This window comes from Modestobacter sp. SSW1-42 (assembly GCF_046635825.1).
In the GTDB taxonomy this organism is placed as follows: Bacteria; Actinomycetota; Actinomycetes; order Mycobacteriales; family Geodermatophilaceae; genus Modestobacter.
Genome location: NZ_JBISCA010000006.1, coordinates 118209 through 138688 on the forward strand (window position 1 = coordinate 118209; position 20480 = coordinate 138688).

At 75.1% G+C, this 20480-nt stretch carries 17 protein-coding genes; 10 read left to right on the forward strand and 7 right to left on the reverse strand.

The window, feature by feature from the left end; translation table 11 throughout:
* Positions 1–32 precede the first annotated feature (32 nt).
* Entirely contained in the window at positions 33–818 is a 786-nt protein-coding gene (locus tag ACGBYP_RS19805; protein WP_411586930.1) for a hypothetical protein, read from the forward strand.
* A gap of 132 nt (positions 819–950) precedes the next feature.
* Here ACGBYP_RS19805 and ACGBYP_RS19810 read toward each other — a convergent pair whose 3' ends face one another.
* Entirely contained in the window at positions 951–1622 is a 672-nt protein-coding gene (locus tag ACGBYP_RS19810; protein WP_411586932.1) for a YqgE/AlgH family protein, read from the reverse strand.
* A 151-nt stretch (positions 1623–1773) separates the two neighbouring features.
* Here ACGBYP_RS19810 and ACGBYP_RS19815 point away from each other — a divergent pair, with 151 nt between their 5' ends.
* Positions 1774–3111, forward strand: coding sequence for an MFS transporter (locus ACGBYP_RS19815; protein ID WP_411586934.1), 1338 nt, complete (start codon positions 1774–1776; stop codon positions 3109–3111).
* Here ACGBYP_RS19815 and ACGBYP_RS19820 read toward each other — a convergent pair.
* Both ACGBYP_RS19820 and ACGBYP_RS19825 read right to left on the reverse strand, forming a co-directional pair.
* Entirely contained in the window at positions 3069–3716 is a 648-nt protein-coding gene (locus ACGBYP_RS19820; RefSeq protein ID WP_411586935.1) for a hypothetical protein, read from the reverse strand. The genes ACGBYP_RS19815 and ACGBYP_RS19820 overlap by 43 nt on opposite strands.
* Before the next feature lie 372 nt (positions 3717–4088).
* Positions 4089–5573 (reverse strand): CCA tRNA nucleotidyltransferase, encoded by a 1485-nt coding sequence (locus tag ACGBYP_RS19825; RefSeq protein WP_411586936.1) that lies wholly within the window; start codon positions 5571–5573, stop codon positions 4089–4091.
* A 42-nt stretch (positions 5574–5615) separates the two neighbouring features.
* Here ACGBYP_RS19825 and ACGBYP_RS19830 point away from each other — a divergent pair, with 42 nt between their 5' ends.
* From ACGBYP_RS19830 to ACGBYP_RS19865, 8 genes are all read left to right on the forward strand, one after another.
* Entirely contained in the window at positions 5616–6092 is a 477-nt protein-coding gene (locus tag ACGBYP_RS19830) for an NUDIX hydrolase (RefSeq protein ID WP_411586938.1), read from the forward strand.
* Entirely contained in the window at positions 6089–8419 is a 2331-nt protein-coding gene (locus tag ACGBYP_RS19835; RefSeq protein ID WP_411586939.1) for a DUF6049 family protein, read from the forward strand. The genes ACGBYP_RS19830 and ACGBYP_RS19835 overlap by 4 nt, the downstream gene beginning before the upstream one ends.
* A complete protein-coding gene (gene murJ / locus ACGBYP_RS19840) occupies positions 8416–10623 on the forward strand; it encodes a murein biosynthesis integral membrane protein MurJ (protein WP_411586940.1) in 2208 nt (735 codons plus the stop codon). Before ACGBYP_RS19835 ends, murJ begins: the two co-directional genes overlap by 4 nt.
* A 68-nt stretch (positions 10624–10691) precedes the next feature.
* Positions 10692–12290, forward strand: a complete 1599-nt coding sequence (locus ACGBYP_RS19845; RefSeq protein WP_411586941.1) for a hypothetical protein — start codon at positions 10692–10694, stop codon at positions 12288–12290.
* 195 nt (positions 12291–12485) lie between these two features.
* Complete coding sequence (trxB, locus tag ACGBYP_RS19850; RefSeq protein ID WP_411587251.1) at positions 12486–13436, forward strand: thioredoxin-disulfide reductase; 951 nt, start codon at positions 12486–12488, stop codon at positions 13434–13436.
* A 77-nt stretch (positions 13437–13513) separates the two neighbouring features.
* Complete coding sequence (gene trxA, locus ACGBYP_RS19855) at positions 13514–13843, forward strand: thioredoxin (protein WP_269174208.1); 330 nt, start codon at positions 13514–13516, stop codon at positions 13841–13843.
* A gap of 222 nt (positions 13844–14065) precedes the next feature.
* Positions 14066–15193 (forward strand): N-acetylmuramoyl-L-alanine amidase, encoded by a 1128-nt coding sequence (locus tag ACGBYP_RS19860; RefSeq protein WP_411586942.1) that lies wholly within the window; start codon positions 14066–14068, stop codon positions 15191–15193.
* Positions 15194–15437: 244 nt separating this feature from the next.
* Positions 15438–16751, forward strand: coding sequence for a PLP-dependent aminotransferase family protein (locus tag ACGBYP_RS19865; protein ID WP_411586943.1), 1314 nt, complete (start codon positions 15438–15440; stop codon positions 16749–16751).
* A 45-nt stretch (positions 16752–16796) separates the two neighbouring features.
* On the opposite strand, the gene ACGBYP_RS19870 is transcribed toward ACGBYP_RS19865, so the two are convergent.
* The 4 genes from ACGBYP_RS19870 to ACGBYP_RS19885 all read right to left on the reverse strand — a co-directional run bounded on the left by ACGBYP_RS19870 (position 16797) and on the right by ACGBYP_RS19885 (position 20446).
* Positions 16797–17834: a ParB/RepB/Spo0J family partition protein gene (locus tag ACGBYP_RS19870; protein ID WP_411586944.1), complete on the reverse strand. Its 1038-nt coding sequence runs from the start codon at positions 17832–17834 to the stop codon at positions 16797–16799.
* A gap of 88 nt (positions 17835–17922) precedes the next feature.
* Positions 17923–18987, reverse strand: coding sequence for a ParA family protein (locus tag ACGBYP_RS19875; RefSeq protein ID WP_411586945.1), 1065 nt, complete (start codon positions 18985–18987; stop codon positions 17923–17925).
* 75 nt (positions 18988–19062) lie between these two features.
* On the reverse strand, positions 19063–19770 hold the full coding sequence (rsmG, locus tag ACGBYP_RS19880; RefSeq protein WP_411586947.1) for a 16S rRNA (guanine(527)-N(7))-methyltransferase RsmG: 708 nt from the start codon (positions 19768–19770) through the stop codon (positions 19063–19065).
* A gap of 46 nt (positions 19771–19816) precedes the next feature.
* Positions 19817–20446 carry a protein jag gene (locus ACGBYP_RS19885; RefSeq protein WP_411586948.1) on the reverse strand — a complete coding sequence of 210 codons (630 nt, stop codon included), beginning with the start codon at positions 20444–20446 and terminating at the stop codon, positions 19817–19819.
* Positions 20447–20480: the final 34 nt, after the last annotated feature.

The following is a 20480-nucleotide window of genomic DNA, read 5'->3' on the forward strand; positions in this document are numbered from 1 at the left end:
GTGGGGGGCGAGGAGGTCCTTACGCTGGGGGCATGCACCCGCTCCGTCGTCCCCGTCCGCTCGCGCGCCTGTCGTCCCGGGTCGCGGTCCTCGGTGTGGTCGCCGTCCTGCTGGCCGGCTGCGGCGAGGACGAGGCCGCGCAGCGGACGCCGGGTGACCCGGTCAGCACCCAGGAGGCCGAGGTCCTCAGCCAGGTGCTCCACGCCGACCGCGAGGCCGGTGGCGCCGACTTCGAGGTCCGCGCCCCGTACGCCCAGGGCGCGGTGCTGACCCTCACCGGCGAGGTCGACTTCGCCCGGAGCATCGGCCGCGCCCAGGCCGTGACCACCTACGGCGACGGCCGGCCCGAGGAGACGCGCACGCTGTTCTTCAGCCAGGAGGAGCTGTACCAGGGCGACGTGCCCGGGCTGGCCGAGGCGCTCGGCGGCGCCGGGCTCCCGGCCGCGACCTACGTCCGCCGTCCGGTCACCGCGGCGAACGCGAACGGGACGGCGTCGCTGCTGGACGTGCTGGTGCAGATGGTCACCCGGCTGTCGGCCCCCAGCGCCGACGACCCGGGGTCGTTCGGTGCCTACACCTGGCAGGGCGCCGAGCAGGTCGACGGCGAGCTGGCCTCGGTCTTCCGCAGCGGCACCGGCGCCACGATCGCGGTGGGTGCGGAGAGCCGGCTGCTGCTGCGGTACGTGACGGAGCTGCAGGACTTCCAGGTCACGATCGACCTGTCCGACCACGGCGAACGGGAGATCCCGCTGCCCGCCGACGCCGACACGGTCGACCTCACCGCGCACCCGGAGATCGCCGCGACCCTGGGGCTCTGAGCGAGGGCCGACAGACAGCACAAGAGGGGGCGGCCTCTTCCCCAGGCCGCCCCCTCTTGCGGGTTCCTTCCTACCAGCTGAGGGCCGGGGACGGGAAGTCGACACGCGCAGGTGTCGACCCGACACGCCGGGTCAGTTGGCGCTGGGGTCCGCGGGAGCGGTCGACAGCACGCCCAGCCGGCCGGACTGACGGCGCAGCACCGACCGCCACAGCTCGGGACCGGCCGCGCCGGTCAGCACGTCGCCGGGCAGGCCGGTGACGCAGGCCCAGGCGCCCTCGGCGAGCTCGGCGGCCAGCTGGCCGTTGGACCAGCCGGCGTAGCCCGCGAACACCCGCAGGCCGCCGATCTCGCCGTCCAGGGCATCGGGGTCGCTGTCGAGGTCGACCAGGTGCACCGCGCCGGACACCTGCCGCAGGCCGCTGTCGGCCGGCAGCGGCGAGCTGCCGCGGCGGGTGGCCAGGCACAGCGCGGTGTCGGCCTCGACCGGCCCGCCCACGTGGAACACCTCGGGCGCCACGGCCAGCTCCGACCAGCCCGGCAGGACGTCGCCGATGCGCACCTCGCTGGGCCGGCCGAGCACGACGCCGATGGTGCCGGTGTCGGAGTGGTCGAGCACGTAGACCACGGAGCCGGTGAACGTCGGGTCGGTCAGCCCGGGCAGTGCGACCAGCAACGAGCCAGGACGGACGTCGTCCAGGGTGCCGACCGACAGCGCGGGTGCGTCGGTGGACCGGCGGCGTCCGGATGCCTGTTCGGCGGTCGGACGGCGCTCGGGATCGGGTGACGAGGGCACCGGGTTCATCCCCTCCAGTGTGCATCAGCCTCGACGGTGAGGGGCGCCACGCCGACCTGCCGGCCGGCGTCGGGTGCGCCGTCCACCGGTGGCCCGCGCTGGGCTGGCAGGTCACCACCGGCGACGTAGTGTTGGCGGAGTGCAGCAGGCGCCCACGACCGTGCGTCACCTCCTCCTGCGCGGCGACTTCCGCCGGCTGCTGGCGACCCGGTTGTCCTCCCAGTTCGGTGACGGCGTGTTCCAGGCCGCGCTCGCCGGGACGGTGCTGTTCAACCCCTCGCAGGCCACCGACCCGTTCGACGTGGCCGCCGGCTTCGCCGTCCTGCTGCTGCCGTACTCGCTGGTCGGCCCGTTCGCCGGCGTGTGGCTGGACCGCTGGAGCCGCCGGCAGGTGCTGCTGGTCGCCAACCTCGTCCGCGCCGTCCTGGTCCTGGGCGTGGCCGCGCTGATCCTGGCCGAGGTGACCGGGGCCGGCTTCTACGTCGCCGGGCTGCTCGTCTTCTCGGTGAACCGGTTCGTGCTCTCGGCGCTGTCGGCCGGGCTGCCGCACGTCACCGACGAGCCGTCACTGGTCTCGGCCAACGCCCTGTCCACCACCTCGGGCGCGATCGCCGCGGTGCTGGGCGGCGGGGTGGCCATCGGGGCGACCGAGCTGGCCGGCTCGGGCTCGGCCAGCTACGCCCTGCTGGCGCTGGTGTCCGCGGTGCCCTACCTGGTGGCCTCCGCGGTCGTCTCCGGTTTCCCGCGGCCGTACCTGGGGCCCGACCACCTGACCCTCGCGGCCACCGTCAGCGCCCGCGACGTCCTGCACGGGATGGTCGCCGGCGCCCGGCACATGCTCGCCCACCCGCCGGCCACCGCCGTCCTGTCGGTGATGGCCGTGCACCGGGTGTTCTACGGGCTGCTCACGCTGATGACCCTGCTGCTCTACCGCAACAGCTTCACCGACGAGTCGGGGCTGTTCCCGGGTGGGCTGGCCGGGCTGGGCGAGGTCCTGGCCGCCGGCGCGGCCGGCACGCTGCTGGCCGCCGCGGTGACCCCGGCCGCGGTGCGCCGGTGGGGCAAGGCGCCGTGGGTGATCGCGCTGCTGCTGCTCGCCGGGGTGGGCCAACTGGTGCTCGGCGGGCTGTTCACCCCGCCGGCCGTCGTGGCCGCGGTGCTGACCCTCGGGTTCGTCGCGCAGGGCGTGAAGATCTGCGTCGACACCACCCTGCAGGAGTCGGTGGACGACGACTTCCGCGGCCGGGTCTTCTCCGCCTACGACACCCTGTTCAACGTCTTCTACGTGCTGGCGCTGCTGGTCGGGGCACTGCTGCTGCCCGCGACCGGGGTCAGCTGGCCGGTGCTCGTCGCCGTCGGCGCCGGCTACCTCCTCACCGCCCTCGCCTTCTCCCGCTGGGCCCGCCACGGCGCCATGGAATCCCAGCGCGCCAGAATCGCACCCCTCCGACTCCATCAGAGCCCGAGTGCCGCCCACAGCTCGCGGCCGCAGGCCTGACCGGCGGAACGCAGTCGAGGCACGGGGAAGCGCATGAGCCGGATGCCGGTCACGTGGACGGCGTTCTGGCGGACCAGGTCGGCCTGCCAGTCACGGGCCGACAGGTGGAACGCCGTGCCGTCCGCCTCCGCGCCCACCTGCTGGGCTCGCCAGTAGGCGTCCAGGTGGAACGCGCCGAACGGGGTGGACACGGCTGCGTTCCACTCCGGCTCCGGTAGTCCCGCGGCCAGGATCACGCGCCGGAGGTCGGCCTCGCCGACCGAGCGCATGCCACGCAGGGCGTCGGTCAGCGTCTGACGCAGCCAGGGCGTGACCAGCCGGCCCACCGCTCGGGTCTCGGCCGCCAGCTCGGCCAGGTCGGTGAGCTCCTTCTGCAGGACGTCGGCGACCACGTGTTCGACGTCCTGACGTCGACGGGCCGACAGCGGCACGTCGACGGCGGCCCGGGCTGCACCGGTGACGGGGAGTCCGGACACGACCTGATCGCCCAACGGACGCCGGGTCTGGTGGACGACCACGAAGCCGGTGGACTCGAGGTGCCGCCCGTGAGGCACCGAGACCTCGACGAGCCCGCCGTCGGCGGGTTGCCGGTAGTCCCCGCGCACCCCGCCACCCGGTGAGCGGCCCGGGGTTCCTCGATCCGCGCCCGGTGCAGCCACAACGCCGTCGAGTGCGAGAGCCGCGCGCCCGGGCCACCCCAGGCGAGCGCGACCTCGTGACGCTCCCGCCGGGTGAGGCTCCCGGAGTGGCGTACGACCACGCCCGGCACCGGTTCCAGCCAGCGACCCGAGCCGAGGGCCCGACGGACGCGGTGCCGCGTGACCCCCTGGGTCGCGAGCTGGGCCCGCGTGGACACGGTGGGCGGTTCGGACGGCACCCGACGAGCGTGGTCGAAGCCGCGGGACCAGTGCCCCGTCATCCACAGGTGCCCGGTCATGGAGTCCCAGCGGTGCGTTTCTGGCGCCGTGGGACTCCACTCACGAGCGGGTGCGCCACCAGGTGAGGAGTTCGGCCTCGGCCTCGTCGGGCTCCAGGGGGCCGCGCTCCAGGCGCAGGTCCTTGAGGAAGCGCCACGCCTCGCCGACCTCGCGGCCCGGCGGGATGTCCAGCAGCTCCATGATCCGGTTGCCGTCGAGGTCGGGGCGGATCCGCGACAGGTTCTCCGCCTCCGACAGCACCGCGATCCGCTCCTCGAGCGAGTCGTAGGTCGCCGACAGCGCGGCCGCCCGCCTCTTGTTGCGGGTCGTGGAGTCCGAGCGCACCAGCTTGTGCAGCCGGGGGAGGAGGTCACCGGCGTCGGTGACGTAGCGGCGGACGGCGGAGTCGGTCCACTCGCCCTTGCCGTAGCCGTGGAACCGCAGGTGCAGGAAGGTCAGCCGGGCGACGGCCTCGACGACCTCCTTGGGGTACTTCAGCGCGGTCAGCCGCTTGCGCACCAGCTTGGCGCCGACCACCTCGTGGTGGTGGAAGGAGACCCGGCCGCGTTCCTCGTGCCGGCGGGTGGCCGGCTTCCCGATGTCGTGCAGCAGCGCGGCCAGCCGCAGCACCAGGTCCGGCGAGGGGGACGCCGGGTCGGCCCGCTCCAGCGCGATCGCCTGGTCCAGCACGATCAGCGAGTGGACGTAGACGTCCTTGTGCTGGTGGTGCTCGTCGATCTCCATCCGCAGCGCCGACAGCTCCGGCAGCACCACGTCGGCCAGCCCGGTGGAGACGAAGAGGTCCAGCGCCTCGCGGGGGGCGTCGTTGAGCAGCGTGCGGGAGAACTCGTGCTGCACCCGCTCGGCGGTGATCCGGGCCAGCTCCGGGGCCAGCCGGGTCATCGCCGCGACGACCTCGTCGTCCGGGGTGAGCTGCAGCTGGGCGACGAACCGGACCGCGCGCAGCATCCGCAGCGGGTCGTCGGCGAAGGAGTCCTCGGCACGGCCGGGCGTGCGCAGCCGGCGGGCGAGCAGGTCGCCGAGCCCGCCGAAGGGGTCGGTGACCGCCCGGTCGGGCCCGAGCGACACGGCCATCGCGTTCACCGTGAAGTCCCGACGGGCCAGGTCGTCGACCAGCGAGTCGCCCCAGGCCACCTCGGGGTTGCGGGACTCGCGGTCGTAGCGGTCGGCCCGGAAGGTGGTGATCTCGACCCGCGTGCCGCGGATCTCGGCGCCCACCGTGCCGAACGCGATCCCGGTGTTCCACGTGGAACTGGCCCAGCCGCGCAGCACCGCCAGGGTCTGCTCCGGCCGGGCGTCGGTGGTCAGGTCCAGGTCACCGGCCGGCACCGGGGACGACGACCCCGCGGCCAGCAGCGCGTCGCGCACCGACCCGCCGACGAGGTGCACCTCGAAGCCGGCCGCGGTGAACCGCTCACCCAGTTCGACGAGCACCGGCTCGACCTCGACGAGCTCGCGGACCGTCGCCTGCACCGCCGCGGGGACGGGCTGGGCGGGAGGGCGACGCGGATGCTCGACGGACACGACGATCGAGGGTAGTGCGGTCGCGCGCGCTACCCTCTCCGCATGGCTGGGACGGGCGGGCGACAGCGCCCCGGCCGCCGCCTGCGCCGGGTCGACGAGACCTCGGCCGGCGGCCTGGTGGTCGCCGACGACGCGCTGACCGGACCGCGGGCCGCCCTCATCGGGCGCACCGACCGGCGTGGCCGCCTGCTCTGGTCCCTGCCCAAGGGGCACATCGAGGAGGGCGAGACGCCCGAGGACACCGCCGTCCGCGAGGTCGCCGAGGAGACCGGCATCATCGGTGAGGTCGTCGCGCCGCTGGGGATCATCGACTTCTGGTTCGTCGCCGACGGGCGGCGCGTGCACAAGACCGTCCACCACTTCCTGCTGCGGGCCACCGGTGGCGCGCTGTCCGACGAGGACGTGGAGGTCACCGAGGTGGCCTGGGTGCCGCTGACCGAGCTGGGCGGGCGGCTGGCCTACGCCGACGAGCGCGCCCTGGTGGAGCGCGCGCCGGGCCTGCTGGCCGACAGCGCGTGAGGCGGCGGGCCGCCGGCCGCGCCGACGGCCGCCACCCCGGCCTCGGCGCCGCCTCCTGCGCGACGCTGCCGGGCTCCCGGGCCGCGGGGCGGGTCGCCGTCCTCGGGGCCGTGCTGACGGTGCTGACCGGCGTCGTCGGCCTGCCGGCCGCCCAGGCGACGCCGGACGACGGTGGCGCCGCCAGCGCCGCCACGGAGGCGACCCGGCCGGTGCGGGTGGTGGTCGAGCAGCTCGAGCCCCGCACGGTGACCCCCGGGGCCCCGGTCCAGCTCCGGCTCACCCTGGTCAACGACGGTCCCACCACCTACCGCGAGCTGTCGGTGCGGCTGCAGCGCGGCGACGTGCTGCGCACCCGGGCCGGCCTGGACGCCGAGCGCGACGCCGCCGACACCGCGGGAGCGACCGCCGCGGCGCCCTGGCAGGAGGTCGACAGCGGGCTCGCCCCCGGCCAGTCGCTGACCCTCGACTACGCCACCACCGCCGAGGCGCTGCAGCTCACCGAGGACGGCGTCTACCCGGTGCTGGTCAACGTCAACGGGGTCAGCAGCGAGGGCACCGAGGAGCGGGTGGGGGAGCTGGCCACCCAGCTCGTCGTCCGAGCGCCGTCCGACCGGCGGACCACGGTCGCCTGGCTCTGGCCGATCACCGACCGGCCGCACCGCGACCCCGCCGGCACCTTCCTCGACGACGAGCTGGCCGCCCAGGTCGCCGAGGGCGGCCGGCTCGACCGCGCCCTCGACGTCCTGGACCGGCTGCCCCGGGCGCCCGGTGAGTCCCGGCCGGCCGTGCCGGTGACCCTGGCCGTCGACCCGGCGCTGCTGGAGGAGCTCGCGGTCATGGCCGCGGGCCCCTACCGCGTCGGTGACGCCGAGGGCACCGGCACCGCCGACGCCGCCGAGCTGCTCGGGCGGCTGCGCACCGCGGCGGCCACGTCGGTGGTCGCCCTGCCCTACGCCGACGTGGACGGCGACGCGGTGGTCGCCGCCGGGGCGACCGACGTGCTCACCCGCGCCCTGCCCGGCACGCCCGAGGGCACCGCCCGCCAGCCCGGGGTCCCCGGCACCACCGAGGCGACCGCCGAGGGGGCCGGCGCCGCGATCGTCCGCGACGTCCTCGGGGTGACCCCGCGCACCGACGTCGCCTGGCCGGTCGACGGCGCGGTCCGCCCGGACACCCTGGACGCCCTGCGCAGCGGCGGCGCCCGGACCGTCGTGCTCGCCCAGGGGTCGCTGACCGCGGGCGACCGCGCCGTCGGCGCCGCGGGCGGCTCGGCGGCACCGGCCAGCACCCTGCCCACCGCGGCGGGGCCGGTCACCGCCCTGGTCGCCGACCAGCGGCTCACCGAGCTCGTGACCGAGGCGACCGAGGGCACCGACACGGGGCGGCTCACCGAGCAGAGCTTCCTGGCCGAGCTGGGCGCGCTGGCCACCCAGACGACGGACGCGCCCTCGACGCTGCTCGTCGTCCCGCCGCGCCGCATCGACCCCGACCCGGCGACCGTCGCGGCGATGATGGCCGACACCGTCCAGGAGCCGTGGCTGGCCGCCGTCCCGGTGCCCGACCTGGCCGGCACGGGCGCCGACCCGGCCGCCACGACACCCGGGCCGGCCGGCGACCTGGTGCCCGAGGCGGGGACCGGGACGCCGCTGTCGACCGACGACGTCGGCGTGGTCGCCGCGACCGCCCGGGTGCGCGACGACTTCGCCGCTGCCGTGACCGAGCCGGCCACCGTGCTCGCCGGCTACGACGCCGCCATCGCCCGCGCCGCCTCGGCCGGCTGGCGCGGGGACCCGGTCGGGTTCACCGCCTCGGCCGCCCGGCTGCGGGACACCTTCGACGCGCTGCGCCGCCAGGTCACCCTGGTCGCCCCGGTCGACGGCACGTACAGCCTCGCCTCCCAGGACGCGCCGCTGGTGCTCACCGTGCGCAACGACCTGCCCTTCCCCATCGACGTGGAGCTCGAGCTCATCACCCGCGAGAACGTGCAGCTGACCACCGACGACATCGGCGTCACCACCCTGGAGCCCGACTCCCGCCGTCAGCTGGAGGTGCCCTCCCGGGTCCAGCAGTCCGGCGGCTTCGCCGTCACCGCCCGGCTGACCACCCCCGGCGGCGAGCTGCTGGGGGAGGAGGTCCGGATGCAGGTGCGGAGCACCGCCTACGGCCCGATCACGCTGGGGCTCACCATCGGCGCCGCGAGCCTGCTCGGTCTGCTCTTCCTGCGCCGGGCCGTGAACTTCGTGCTGGCCCGGCGCCGCGGCGAGGCCGGCGGCGACGCGTCCCCGGCCGACGGCGCCAGCCTGCCGCCCACCCGGAGCCCGGTGTGAGCGACGGACCCCGCGCCCGCTCCGCGGAGGACCAGCGCGCCGCCGCCGGGTCCCGGGAGCCGGGCGACGAGCAGCGCCCCGGCGACCGCTCCCACGCCGACGGTGCCGCCCGCCCGCCCGTCCGTCCCGGACCGCCCGTCTCGCTCCCGCCGCCGCCGTACAAGGGCGTGCGCGGGGTCGGCGGGCCCGAGACCGCGCCCCCGGCGTCCCCGCCGCCGCCCCGCGACGCGGGCTCCTCCGCCGACGGCGCACCCTCCCGGGTCCCGCCGCGGCCGTTGCCCCTGCCGCCGAACTACCCCTCCGTCCGGCCGTCGGGCGCCGGCCCGCGCACCGGCGCCGAGCTGCCGCAGGTGCCCCCGCCGCCGGCGCGCCGGCCGCTGCCGCCGGTGGCGCCGCTGGACCCCGCCCCCGTGGCCGGGCTGCCCCCGGTCGTGCCGCGCCGGCGCACCGACCTGCCGCCCGTCCCGCCGTCCACCCGCGTGCGCCGCTTCGTCCCCGGGCCCGACGACACCCAGCTCATCCCCGCCTTCCCGCCGGTCCAGCGGGTCGACGAGGACGACGCGGAGGTCACCGAACGCGAGGGCGCCCCCGGCGGCAGCAAGGGGATCCTGCGGGCCGCCGGGACGATGGCGGTCGCGACCCTGGTCAGCCGGCTCACCGGGCTGCTGCGCACCGTGGTCATCGCCGCGGCGCTGGGCGTGACCCTGGTCAACGACGCCTACAATACCGCGAACACCCTGCCCAACCTGGTCTACGAGCTGCTGCTGGGCGGCGTGCTGTCCTCGGTCGTCGTCCCGCTGCTGGTGCAGGCGCAGGTGAAGGACCCCGACGGCGGCGTCGGCTACACCCAGCGGCTGATGACGGTCGCCACCGCGGGCCTGCTGGTGATCACCGGTCTGGGCGTGCTCGGGGCACCCCTGCTCACCCGGCTCGCCGACATCAGCGGGGACGCCGACCAGGTCGCGCTGGCCAACTGGCTGGCCCGGCTGCTGCTGGTGGAGATCGTCTTCTACGGACTGGGCGCGCTGGCCGCCGCGGTGCTCAACTCCCGCGGGGTGTTCGGCGCCCCGGCCTGGGCGCCGGTGCTCAACAACCTGGTGGTCATCGCCACCGGTGCGCTGTTCATCGCCGCCAGCGGCCCCGGCGAGCTGACCCCGGTCACCATCAGCGACTACCAGGTGTGGCTGCTCGGCATCGGCACGACCGCCGGCATCGCCGTCCAGTCGTTGGTCCTGCTGCCGCTGCTGCACAAGGCCGGCGTCCCGCTGCGCCCGCGCTGGGGGCTGCGCGGGACCGGGCTGCGCGAGGCCGGCTCGCTGGGCATCTGGGTCGTGGCCTACGCGGCGATCAGCCAGGTCGGCGTGATCATCGCGATGCGCGTGGCCAACGCCGCCGGCCGGGAGGGCGGGCTGGGCTCGAGCGCCTTCGCCATCGCCAGCCTGCTGTTCCAGATGCCCTACGGGATCATCGGCGTCGCCCTGCTGACCGCGCTGCTGCCCCGGATGAGCCGCGCCGCCGCCCGCCAGGACCTGGACGGCGTCGTCGCCGACCTCACCCTGGGCACCCGCCTGTCGGCCACCGGGCTGCTGCCGGTGACCGCCGTCCTGGTGGTGCTCGGCCCCGCCGTGGCCACGGTCGCCTTCGGCTGGGGCAACACCAGCGTCGAGCAGGCCCACGCGATCGGCATCGCGCTGGCCTGGGGCGCCTTCGGGCTGCTGCCGATGGCGGTCACCCTCCTGCAGCTGCGCGTCTTCTACGCCATGAAGGACGCCCGGACGCCGACGTTCATCCAGCTGGCCATGGTCGCCGTCCGGGTGCCGCTGCTGCTGCTGGTGCCCGCGCTGGTCAGCCCCGAGCACGTCGTCGCCGGGCTGATGATCGCCACCAGCACCACGTACCTGATGGGCTGGCTGGCCGGCAGCATCGCGCTGCACCGCAAGCTCGGCGTCCGCGCCGGCCCGGACGCCGGCCGCACGGTCGCGCGGATGGCCCTGGTCTCGCTGGTCGCCGGCGTCCTGGGCTGGGTCGCGGTCTCCCTCGCCGGCCGGTCGCTGGGGGAGTCGGTCCCGGGGTCGCTCGGAGCGGTCCTCCTCGGTACCGTGGTCATCGGCAGCGCGGTGGTCGCGGGTGCCGTGGTGGTCGGCGTCCCCGAGGTCCGGGACGGCCTGGCCGGTGTCCGGGCGCGGCTCGGGCGATCACGGTGACCAGACCACCGGTGCCGGGCACGGGGGCGTCGTCCTCGGCAGGACAGAGCAGGAGGTCGGCAGCGTCCGTGACGTCCACGACCACCGGCCTGCCCGACCGCTACCGCCCGCTCGACCAGGTCGCCCCCGACGAGGTGACCCCCACCGGCGTCATCCGCTCGTGGCGGGCCCGTGACCGGGTGCTCAACCGGGACGTCGCGCTGCGCGTGCACACCCCCGGCGGCCCCGCGGCCCGGGAGTGGATCAACCGCGCGCTGACCGCAGGCGGGCTGGCCACGCCGGCGCTGGCGATGGTCTACGACGCGGCCGAGGGCACCGGTGGCACCGAGCCCGGCGGCGCCGCCTACGTGGTCAACGAGTGGATCGAGGGCACCCGCCTCTCCGACCGGCTGGCCGAGAGCGGGCCGCTGGGCGAGCGCGAGGCCAGCGCCGTGGTCCGCCGCCTGGCCGAGGGCGTCGCGGAGGCCCACCGGGTCGGCCTGGCCGTCGGCGGGCTGACCGCCGAGCACGTCGTGCTGCGCCCCGGTGGCCTCGTCGGGCTGCTGTCCGTGCCGGCCGCCACCAGCACCGAGAAGGGCGACATCGCCGCGCTGGGCGCGCTGCTGGAGCTGTGCCTCACCGCCGGCCGCCCCACCCCGATCGCCTCTCCGGACCTGGCCGCCCTGGTGCGCCGGGCCCGCTCGACCGACCCGGCGAACGGGCTGTCCAGCGCCGGCGCGATGGTCGCGCTGCTCGCCGAGCGCCCGCGCACGGCCCCGCAGGAGGCAGCCCGCCCCGACGGCCTGACCGACAGCGGCTGGATGCGCAAGCTGCGCGACCGCCGCGACCTGGCCGACGCCGCGGACGACCCGGGCGGCCCGGTCCGGCTCGACCCGCACACCCTCCCGCCGGTCCCCGGGCGCGCGATGGCCCGGCCGCTGGCCGCCCGGTACACCCCCGCCGTCGACGACGAGGACGACCTCGACTGGGAGGAGACCTTCCCCGACGAGGAGGAGGCGGACGACGAGCCGGCCCCCACCGCCCGCCGGCGCCTGGCCGTCGTCGGGCTGCCGCTGCTGGCCCTCGCCGTGATCATCGCGATCGGCTGGTGGGTGGGCAGCAACGTGCTGACCGTGGCCAGCAGCGTCGACTCCGACGGCACCGGCTCGGTCCCCGGCGTCACCGCCGGCTCCTCGCCCGCGGCCGGCGAGCCGTCGTCCCCGGCCGCAGCCGCACCGGGCGCTCCGCTGCCGGTCACCACCGCCGCCGTGTACGACCCCTTCGGCGACGGGGAGCCGGAGAACGACGACGACGTGCCACTCACCACCGACGGCGACCCGGCCACCGCCTGGACCACGCTGGACTACCGGAACTCCCCCGACTTCGGCAACCTCAAGGACGGCGTCGGGGTGGTCTACGACCTGGGCAGCGACCAGGCGGTCGGCGGCGTCCAGCTGCAGACCACGAAGCCCGGCGCGACCGTCGAGGTCCGCACCGGGGGCACCCCCGACGGCGACCTGGGCGACTTCACGGTCGCGGCCCAGGGCGAGCTGACCGGCACCACCGACCTGGCCTTCGCCGCACCGGTCACGACCCGCTACGTGCTGGTCTGGGTCACCGGCCTGGTCCCCGCGGGCAGCGTCTTCAACGCCGACCTGGCCGAGGTCACCGTCCAGGCCGCGGGCTGACGCCCGCGTCCCCAGCACCCCCCGTGCGGGGTGTGCAGGAGGACCCCGCTGCCCCCCACGACTCGCGAGCTCCCCGCGGGGCCCTGCAGCGGGGCCTCGGGGAATGCCCGACCTAGGCTGTCCGTTGTGCCGCCCGTGACGAACGACCAGCCCGCTCCCGGCCCCGCGGTCTCCACCGACCCGGCGCACCCGGCCATCCCCCCGGCGGAGCACGACGGCGTCCGTGACCTGATCATCATCGGGTCCGGCCCCGCCGGGTACACCGCCGCCACCTACGCCGCCCGCGCGAACCTGCACCCGCTGGTGTTCGAGGGCTCGCAGTTCGGTGGTGCGCTGATGACGACCACCGAGGTGGAGAACTTCCCGGGGTTCCCCGAGGGCATCCAGGGCCCGCAGCTGATGGACGACATGCGCACCCAGGCCGAGCGCTTCGGCGCCGAGCTGGTGCCCTCCGACGTCACCGAGGTCGACCTCACGGTCGACCCGAAGATCGTCAAGGTCGGCAACGAGGTGCACCGGGCGCACGCGGTGATCATCGCGACCGGGTCGAAGTACCGGTACCTGGGTCTGGACAACGAGCAGCGTCTGCTCGGCCACGGCGTCTCCGCCTGTGCCACCTGCGACGGCTTCTTCTTCCGCGACCAGGACATCGTGGTCGTCGGGGGTGGTGACTCCGCGATGGAGGAGGCCACCTTCCTGACCCGCTTCGCCAAGTCGGTCACCGTGGTGCACCGCCGCGAGGAGCTGCGCGCGTCGAAGATCATGGTCAAGCGGGCGCAGGACAACGAGAAGATCCGCTGGGCCCTGGGCAAGCAGGTGACCGACGTGCACGGTGAGGGTGCGGTCTCGGCCGTCGAGCTCACCGACGTCGCGACCGGCGCCACCGAGCAGCTCCCGGTCACCGGTCTGTTCGTCGCCATCGGCCACGACCCGCGCAGCGAGATGTTCGCCGGCCAGGTGAAGCTGGACGACGAGGGGTACGTGGTGGTCGACCACCCGACCACCCGCACGAGCATCGACGGCGTCTTCGCCGCCGGCGACGTCGTCGACCACATCTACCGGCAGGCCATCACCTCGGCCGCCACCGGTGCGGCCGCCGCGATCGACGCCGAGCGGTGGCTCGCCGACACCTTCGACGAGCGCTGAGGCGGGGCCGGGGGCATAGACCCGGCCCTGCTCCTGTTCTACCGACCGTCTCACCCGCGACCACAGGGAGCACCACCATGGCAGGCAAGAACACCGTGACCGTGACCGACGCCAGCTTCGCCACCGACGTGCTGGGCAGCGACAAGCCCGTGCTCGTCGACTTCTGGGCCGAGTGGTGCGGCCCGTGCAAGATGGTCGCCCCGGTGCTGGAGGAGATCGCGGCGGAGCACGCCGACAAGCTCACCATCGCCAAGCTCAACATCGACGAGAACCCGCAGATCGCCCGCGACTACCAGGTCATGTCGATCCCGACGATGACGGTGTTCCAGGGCGGCAAGCCGGTCAAGAGCATCATCGGCGCCAAGCCCAAGGGCGCCATCCTCTCGGACCTGTCCGACTACATCTGACGACGCCCCCTCCTGCCCCTGCAGGAGGGCCGCACGAGGCCCGCCCGTCCCTCCCGGACCGGCGGGCCTCCGCCGTTCCGGCCCCCTCCGGGACGGCGGTCCCGTCCCCGCCGGGTCACCCGGTGCACACCGGCTGGTCACCACGGGCCACAATCGACGTCCGGACGACCGGCCGCCCCCTGCGACCGGCCCCCTGACCCGTAGAGGAGCGACGAGCGCCGCATGGACGTCCTGCGACCCGGCAGCACCGGCCCCGCCGTGGCCGAGGTGCAGGCAGTGCTCCGCTCCCTCGGCCTGCTCGACGGCGACCCCGCCCAGCCCGCCGGCCCCACGGCCGACTACGACGCGGAGACCGAGCTCGCCGTCCGGCACTTCCAGCAGGTGCGCGGGCTGTCGGTCGACGGTCGCGTGGGCGACGAGACCTACCGCGCGCTGTACGAGGCCCGCTGGTCCCTCGGTGACCGGCTGCTGCGCTACGACCCCGAGCGGCCCGTCCGCGGCGACGACGTCCGGCGGCTGCAGGAGCTCCTGCTGGAGCTGGGGTACGACGCCGGCCGCGCCGACGGCATCCTGGGCGCGGAGACCGAGTCGGGGCTGCGCACCTTCCAGCGCGACTACGGGCTGACCGCCGACGGCACTTGCGGGCCCGCCACGCTGCGCGCCCTCAAGCAGCTGGGCCGCCGGGTCACCGGTGGCCGCCCGCAGCTGCTGCGGCAGAGCGCCTCGATGGTGGAGTCCGGATCGCACCTCATCGGCCGGGTCATCGTCCTCGACCCCGGCCACGGCGGGTCGGACACCGGGTTCACCGCCGGCGAGACCACCGAGGCCGACCTGGTGTTCGACCTGGCGTCCCGGATCGAGGGCCGGCTGGCCGCCGCCGGCGCCACGGTCTACCTGACGCGTGGCCGCGACGGCGACCCCGCGGCCGGTGACCGCACCGCCTTCGCCAACGACACCCGCGCCGACCTCTTCCTGTCCCTGCACATGGAGGCGCACGACTCCGCGCACGCACGCGGGGTCGCCAGCTACTACTACGGCACCGGGTCCGGGGCCAGCTCGACCGTCGGCGAGCAGTTCGCCAACCTGGTGCGCCGCGAGGTCATCGCCCGTACCGGCCTGCTCGACTGCGGCTCGCACCCCAAGACCTGGGACATCCTGCGGATGACCCGGATGCCGGCCGTACGGGTCGACTGCGGGTACCTCTCGCACCCCGTCGACCGGCTGCTGCTGCTCGACGCCCGGGTCCGCAGCACCGTCGCCCAGGCCGTCGCCGCCGCCGTCCAGCGCCTGTTCCTCCCGGCCGACGCCGACCCGCCCACCGGCACGTTCCTGCTCCCCGCCCGGCGCTGAGCAACGACCCCCTCGCCGCACCGTGCGGCGGGCGCAGCGAGGACCGCGGCACGCCGAGGGGGACGGACCGGTCCGGCTGCGGGGTGGGCCGCTTACACTGCGACAGGTGACCCCTCCTGTGCCCGACCCCTCGGTCGGTCCCGGTCAGGCCGGGGCGCGCTCACAGGGTGCGCCCTCGCACGTCTCTCTGCGGCACCCGCGGCTGGACCCTCTGGCAGACCGGTACGCAGCACGCACCCACGGGATGAAGAGCTCGGAGATCCGGGCCCTGTTCTCGGTGGTCAGCCGGCCCGAGGTCGTGTCCCTGGCCGGCGGCATGCCGGCCGTCACCGCCCTCCCGCTGGACGTCGTCGGCTCCATGATCGGTGAGCTGGTCTCCGGCATGGGCGCCCAGACGCTGCAGTACGGCTCCGGGCAGGGCGACCCGCGGCTGCGCGAGCGGATCTGCGACGTGATGGCCCTCGAGGGCATCGTGGACGCCTCGCCGAGCGAGGTCGTGGTCACCGTCGGCTCCCAGCAGGCGCTCGACCTGGTGACCCGGGTGTTCGTCGACCCCGGTGACACGATCCTGGCCGAGGGCCCGTCCTACGTCGGTGCCCTGGGCGTCTTCCAGGCCGCGCAGGCACAGGTCCGGCACGTCGAGATGGACGCCGACGGACTGGTCCCGGAGGCGCTGGAGCAGGCGCTGATCGAGTGCCGGGCGCGCGGCGACCGGGTCAAGTTCCTCTACACGGTGCCCAACTACCACAACCCCGCGGGCGTCACCCTCTCCGAGCAGCGGCGCGAGGCGGTCATGGCGATCGCCGAGCAGTACGACCTGCTCGTCATCGAGGACAACCCCTACGGCCTGCTCGGCTTCGAGCACGAGCCGATGCGTGCGCTGCGGGCCCGCAACGACGAGCGGGTCATCTACCTCGGCTCGTTCTCCAAGACCTTCTCCCCGGGGCTGCGGGTCGGCTGGGTGCTGGCCCCGCTGGCGGTGCGCGAGAAGCTGGTGCTGGCCACCGAGGCGCAGGTCCTCTGCCCGCCGTCGCTGACCCAGTACGCGGTCGCCCGGTACCTCGACACCCAGCCGTGGCAGCAGCAGATCAAGGTCTTCACCGAGCTGTACCGGGAGCGCCGCGACGCGACCTTGGAGTCGCTGGCCGCGCTCATGCCCCGCGGCACCACCTGGAGCAAGCCCGACGGCGGCTTCTACGTGTGGCTGAAGCTGCCGCACGGGCTGGACGCCAAGCTGATGCAGCCGCGCGCCGTCGCCGCGCACGTGGCCTACGTGCCCGGGATCGGCTTCTACGCCGACGGCTCGGGCCGGGAGCACATGCGGCTGTCGTACTGCTACCCCGAGCCCGACCAGATCCGTGAGGGCGTGCGCCGGCTGGCGCGGGTCATCGAGGCCGAGCTCGACCTGCACTCCACGTTCGACTCGGTCGACACCGGCACCTTCCGCGCGGTGACCTCCACGCCGCGGCCGTCGTCCCGGCCGTCGTCGGCAGCGGCGTACCCGCCGCCGGTGATCGGGCCGGCGAACGGCGCCGAGGGCGAGGAGCCCTCCGTCTGAGCTCCACCTCCGGACCGTTCCGTCAATGACGGAATGGTCCGGAGGTCACTGGTCGGTCTGGTCGGAGCGCCCGGTGATGTCCGGGGCCATCATGCCGATGATCCGCTGCAGGTCGTCGACCGATCCGAACTCGACGACGATGCGGCCCTTCGCCCGGCCGATCTGGATCTTCACCTTGGTGTCGAACATGTCCGACAGCCGTCCGGAGAGGTCCTCGACCCCCGGGGCGCTGATCTTGCGCGCGGAGCGCCGGGCCGCGGTGGGGGAGTCGGCCACCGCCATGGCGACGGCCTCCTCGGTGGCCCGCACCGACATGCCCTCGGCCACGATCCGGGTGGCGAGCGCGTCCTGCGCGTCGGCCTCGGGGAGCCCGAGGAGCGCGCGGGCGTGTCCGGCCGAGATGACCCCGGCGGCCACCCGGGTCTGCACCTTCACCGGCAGCTTCATCAGCCGGATGGTGTTGGTGACCTGCGAGCGGCTGCGCCCGATCTTGCTGGCCAGCTCCTCGTGCGTGGCCCCGAACTCCTCCAGCAGCTGCTGGTAGGCCGCGGCCTCCTCCAGCGGGTTCAACTGCACCCGGTGGATGTTCTCCAGCAGGGCGTCGCGCAGCATCGCGTCGTCGGTGGTGTCCCGGACGATGGCCGGCACGGTCTCCAGCCCGGCCGCGCGGGCCGCCCGCAGCCGGCGCTCGCCCATGATGAGCTCGAAGCGGCCGCCGGCGCCCTCCCGGACGACGATCGGCTGCAGGAGCCCGAACTCGCGCACCGAGTGGGTGAGCTCCTCCAGCGCCTCGTCGTCGAAGACCTGACGGGGCTGCTTCGGGTTGGGGACGACCTCACCGACCGGGAGCTCGCGCAGCTGGGCACCGGGGACGCCGGCGACCTCCTCGAGCACGCGGGCGGGCAGCTCCGTCACCGACGCGGCACGCCCCTCGGCCGCCCCGCTGACCGCGGCCTCGGCCGCCCCGCTGACCGCGGCCTCGGCCGCCTCGGCCGCCCGTGCGGCGGGCGTGGCCGTCGGTGCGGGCGCGCTCGTGGGGATGAGGGCCGCCAGGCCCCGGCCGAGACCGCCGCGCTTCGTCACTGGTCCTCCTCGTCAGGGCCCGTGGTCCGCCGACGCGGCCCGGGTGTCGTGCTGGGGCCTGCGGGGCCCGTCGCGCCTGGGGTCGGGCTCACGTCGCGTGCCGCCCGCGCGGTGCCGGCGTCGCCACCGGCTCACCGAGCACCATGGCCGCCACCGAGGGCGGACCGGCGACCGGGGGCGGGGGAGGCGGCGTCGTCGGCTGGGCCGTGGCGGCCGGCAGCAGCGCTCCACGCTCGGCGAACTCCCGGGCGGCCTCCACGTAGCTGGTGGAGCCCCGCGAGCCCGGATCGTAGGTGAGCACCGACTGGCCGTAGCCCGGCGCCTCGCTGACCCGGACGTTGCGCGGGATGGCGGACTTGAGCACCAGGTCGCCGAAGTGGTTGCGGACCTCGTCGGCCACCTGGTCGGCCAGCTTGGTGCGCCCGTCGTACATGGTGAGCAGGATGGTGCTCACCGCGATGCCCGGGTTGAGGTGCTGCCGCACCAGGTCGATGTTCGAGAGCAGCTGTCCCAGCCCCTCGAGCGCGTAGTACTCGCATTGGATGGGGATGAGCACCTCGTCCCCGGCCACCAGCGCGTTCAGCGTCAGCAGCCCCAGCGACGGCGGGCAGTCGATGAGCACGTAGTGCGGCCGCTCGGTGGCGGGCAGCTCGTGCAGGTAGGTCTCGATGGCCCGCCGGAGCCGGTGCTCACGGGCCACGACGGAGACCAGCTCGATCTCGGCGCCGGCCAGGTCGATGGTCGCCGGGACGCAGAACAGGTTGGGGCTGGCCGTGGTCGGGTGGGTGACCTCGGCGAGGGTGTTGTCGCCCACCAGCGCGTCGTAGATCGACGGGGTGCCGACGGTGTGGTCGACGCCCAGGGCGGTGCTGGTGTTGCCCTGCGGGTCCAGGTCGATCACCAGCGTGCGCAGGCCGTAGAAGGCGAGGGCGACGCCGAGGTTCACCGTGGACGTCGTCTTGCCGACGCCGCCCTTCTGGTTGGCGATGGTGACGACGCGGATGCGGCCGGGCGCCGGGAACGGGTCCTGATCGGCGGCGTGGAGCACCCGGGTGGCCCGCATCGCCTCCATGGCGATCGGGCTGTCGAAGTCCGGACCGACGGCCTGGTCAGCAGCGAGACTGGAGCGCAGCCGCTCACCGGGGTCAGTCATCGGTGCGTCCTCCTCACCACCGTGTTCCACGTGGAACGTCGATGCGTCGCTGGTGCCGTTCCACGTGGAACGACGTCACCCGGGCGTGCGCGCGGGCCGGCCGGAGCCGCCGCGGGTCATGACCACCACGGTAGTGGCTGCCGAGCCCAGCTCTCCACCGACCGCGCGCGTGTGCACGTCGCGCATCCCCGCCTTCTCCAGCTCGGGGACCAGCTCGGGCACCTCGGCGGCGGCCCGCTCGCCCACCAGGGCGATGAGCTGGGCGCCGGGCGTGAGCAGTCCCGCACACCAGCCCACGAGCCGGGGCAGCGGCGCGACCGCCCGGGCCGTGACGACGTCCACGGGTCCGACGGCCCGGACGACGGACCGCTCCTCGGCCCGGCCGCGGACGATCCGCCACGGCGCTCCCAGGGCGCTCACGACGTCGGTGAGGAACTCGACCCGGCGGGCCATCGGCTCCACGAGCGTCAGCGTCAGGTCCGGGCGGGCGAGCCCCAGCGGGATGCCGGGCAGACCGGCGCCGCTGCCGACGTCGACCACCCGGGCGCCCACCGGCACCGCCTCGGCCAGCGCCGCACTGTTGAGCAGGTGCCGGTCCCACAGCCGCGGGACCTCCCGCGGGCCGATCAGGCCCCGGACGACCCCGTCACCGGCCAGCATCGCCACGTACCGGGCCGCCGCCTCGGTGGCGTCCCCGAACACGGACGCCGCCACGGCCGGCATCTCCGGGACACCGTCGTCCGGGAGTCCGGCCTGCTCGGCCGGGACGTCAGGGCCGGTCATGCGCGCACACCGGGCCGCCGGGGCGCCGGCCCGCTCGCCTGGCCGGTCACCGGTCGGGCAGGACCACGACGCGGCGGTTGGGCTCCTCGCCCTCCGACTCGCTGTGCACCCCGGCCGCCCCGGCGATGACGTCGTGGACGACCTTGCGCTCGAACGGGTTCATCGGCGACAGCCGCTCGGGCTGCCGGCTCTGCGCCACCCGCTCGGCCGCGGCCGAGGCGAGCGCGGTCAGGTCGGCCCGCCGCTTGGCCCGGAAGCCGCCGATGTCGAGCATCAGCCGGCTGCGGACACCGGTGGACTGGGCGACCGCCAGCCGGGTCAGCTCCTGCAGCGCCTCGAGCGTCGCGCCGTCGGGACCGATCAGGGTCTTGAGCTCGCCGCCGACCACGGCCACGGACGCGCGGTCGCCCTCGACGTCCAGGTCGATGTCGCCGTCGACGTCGAGGATGTCCAGCAGGCGCTCGAGGTAGTCGCCGGCGACGTCGCCCTCGCGGACCAGCAGGCCCTCGCCGCCCTCCTCGTCGTCCTCGTCGACGTCGACGGGCTCGACGACGGCGTCGACCGAGGCGGCATCGGCATCGGGGAGCGCGGGGTCGCCGGACCCACCGGCGGGGGTCAGCACCGCATCCGAGGTCGCCTCGGCGGTCGTGGCCGTGTCGCTGTGGGGTGCACTCATGTCAGGTCCTCCGTGTGGTGCAGGCGGCCGGGCG

Bases quoted from the DNA above. Each gene is read 5' to 3' on its own strand.
- ACGBYP_RS19830 (WP_411586938.1), top strand. From the start codon at position 5,616: ATGGCTGGGACGGGCGGGCGACAGCGCCCCGGCCGCCGCCTGCGCCGG.
- ACGBYP_RS19860 (WP_411586942.1), top strand. From the start codon at position 14,066: ATGGACGTCCTGCGACCCGGCAGCACCGGCCCCGCCGTGGCCGAGGTG.
- trxA (WP_269174208.1), top strand. From the start codon at position 13,514: ATGGCAGGCAAGAACACCGTGACCGTGACCGACGCCAGCTTCGCCACC.
- ACGBYP_RS19810 (WP_411586932.1), bottom strand. From the start codon at position 1,622: ATGAACCCGGTGCCCTCGTCACCCGATCCCGAGCGCCGTCCGACCGCC.
- ACGBYP_RS19885 (WP_411586948.1), bottom strand. From the start codon at position 20,446: ATGAGTGCACCCCACAGCGACACGGCCACGACCGCCGAGGCGACCTCG.
- rsmG (WP_411586947.1), bottom strand. From the start codon at position 19,770: ATGACCGGCCCTGACGTCCCGGCCGAGCAGGCCGGACTCCCGGACGAC.
- ACGBYP_RS19805 (WP_411586930.1), top strand. From the start codon at position 33: ATGCACCCGCTCCGTCGTCCCCGTCCGCTCGCGCGCCTGTCGTCCCGG.
- ACGBYP_RS19865 (WP_411586943.1), top strand. From the start codon at position 15,438: ATGAAGAGCTCGGAGATCCGGGCCCTGTTCTCGGTGGTCAGCCGGCCC.
- ACGBYP_RS19875 (WP_411586945.1), bottom strand. From the start codon at position 18,987: ATGACTGACCCCGGTGAGCGGCTGCGCTCCAGTCTCGCTGCTGACCAG.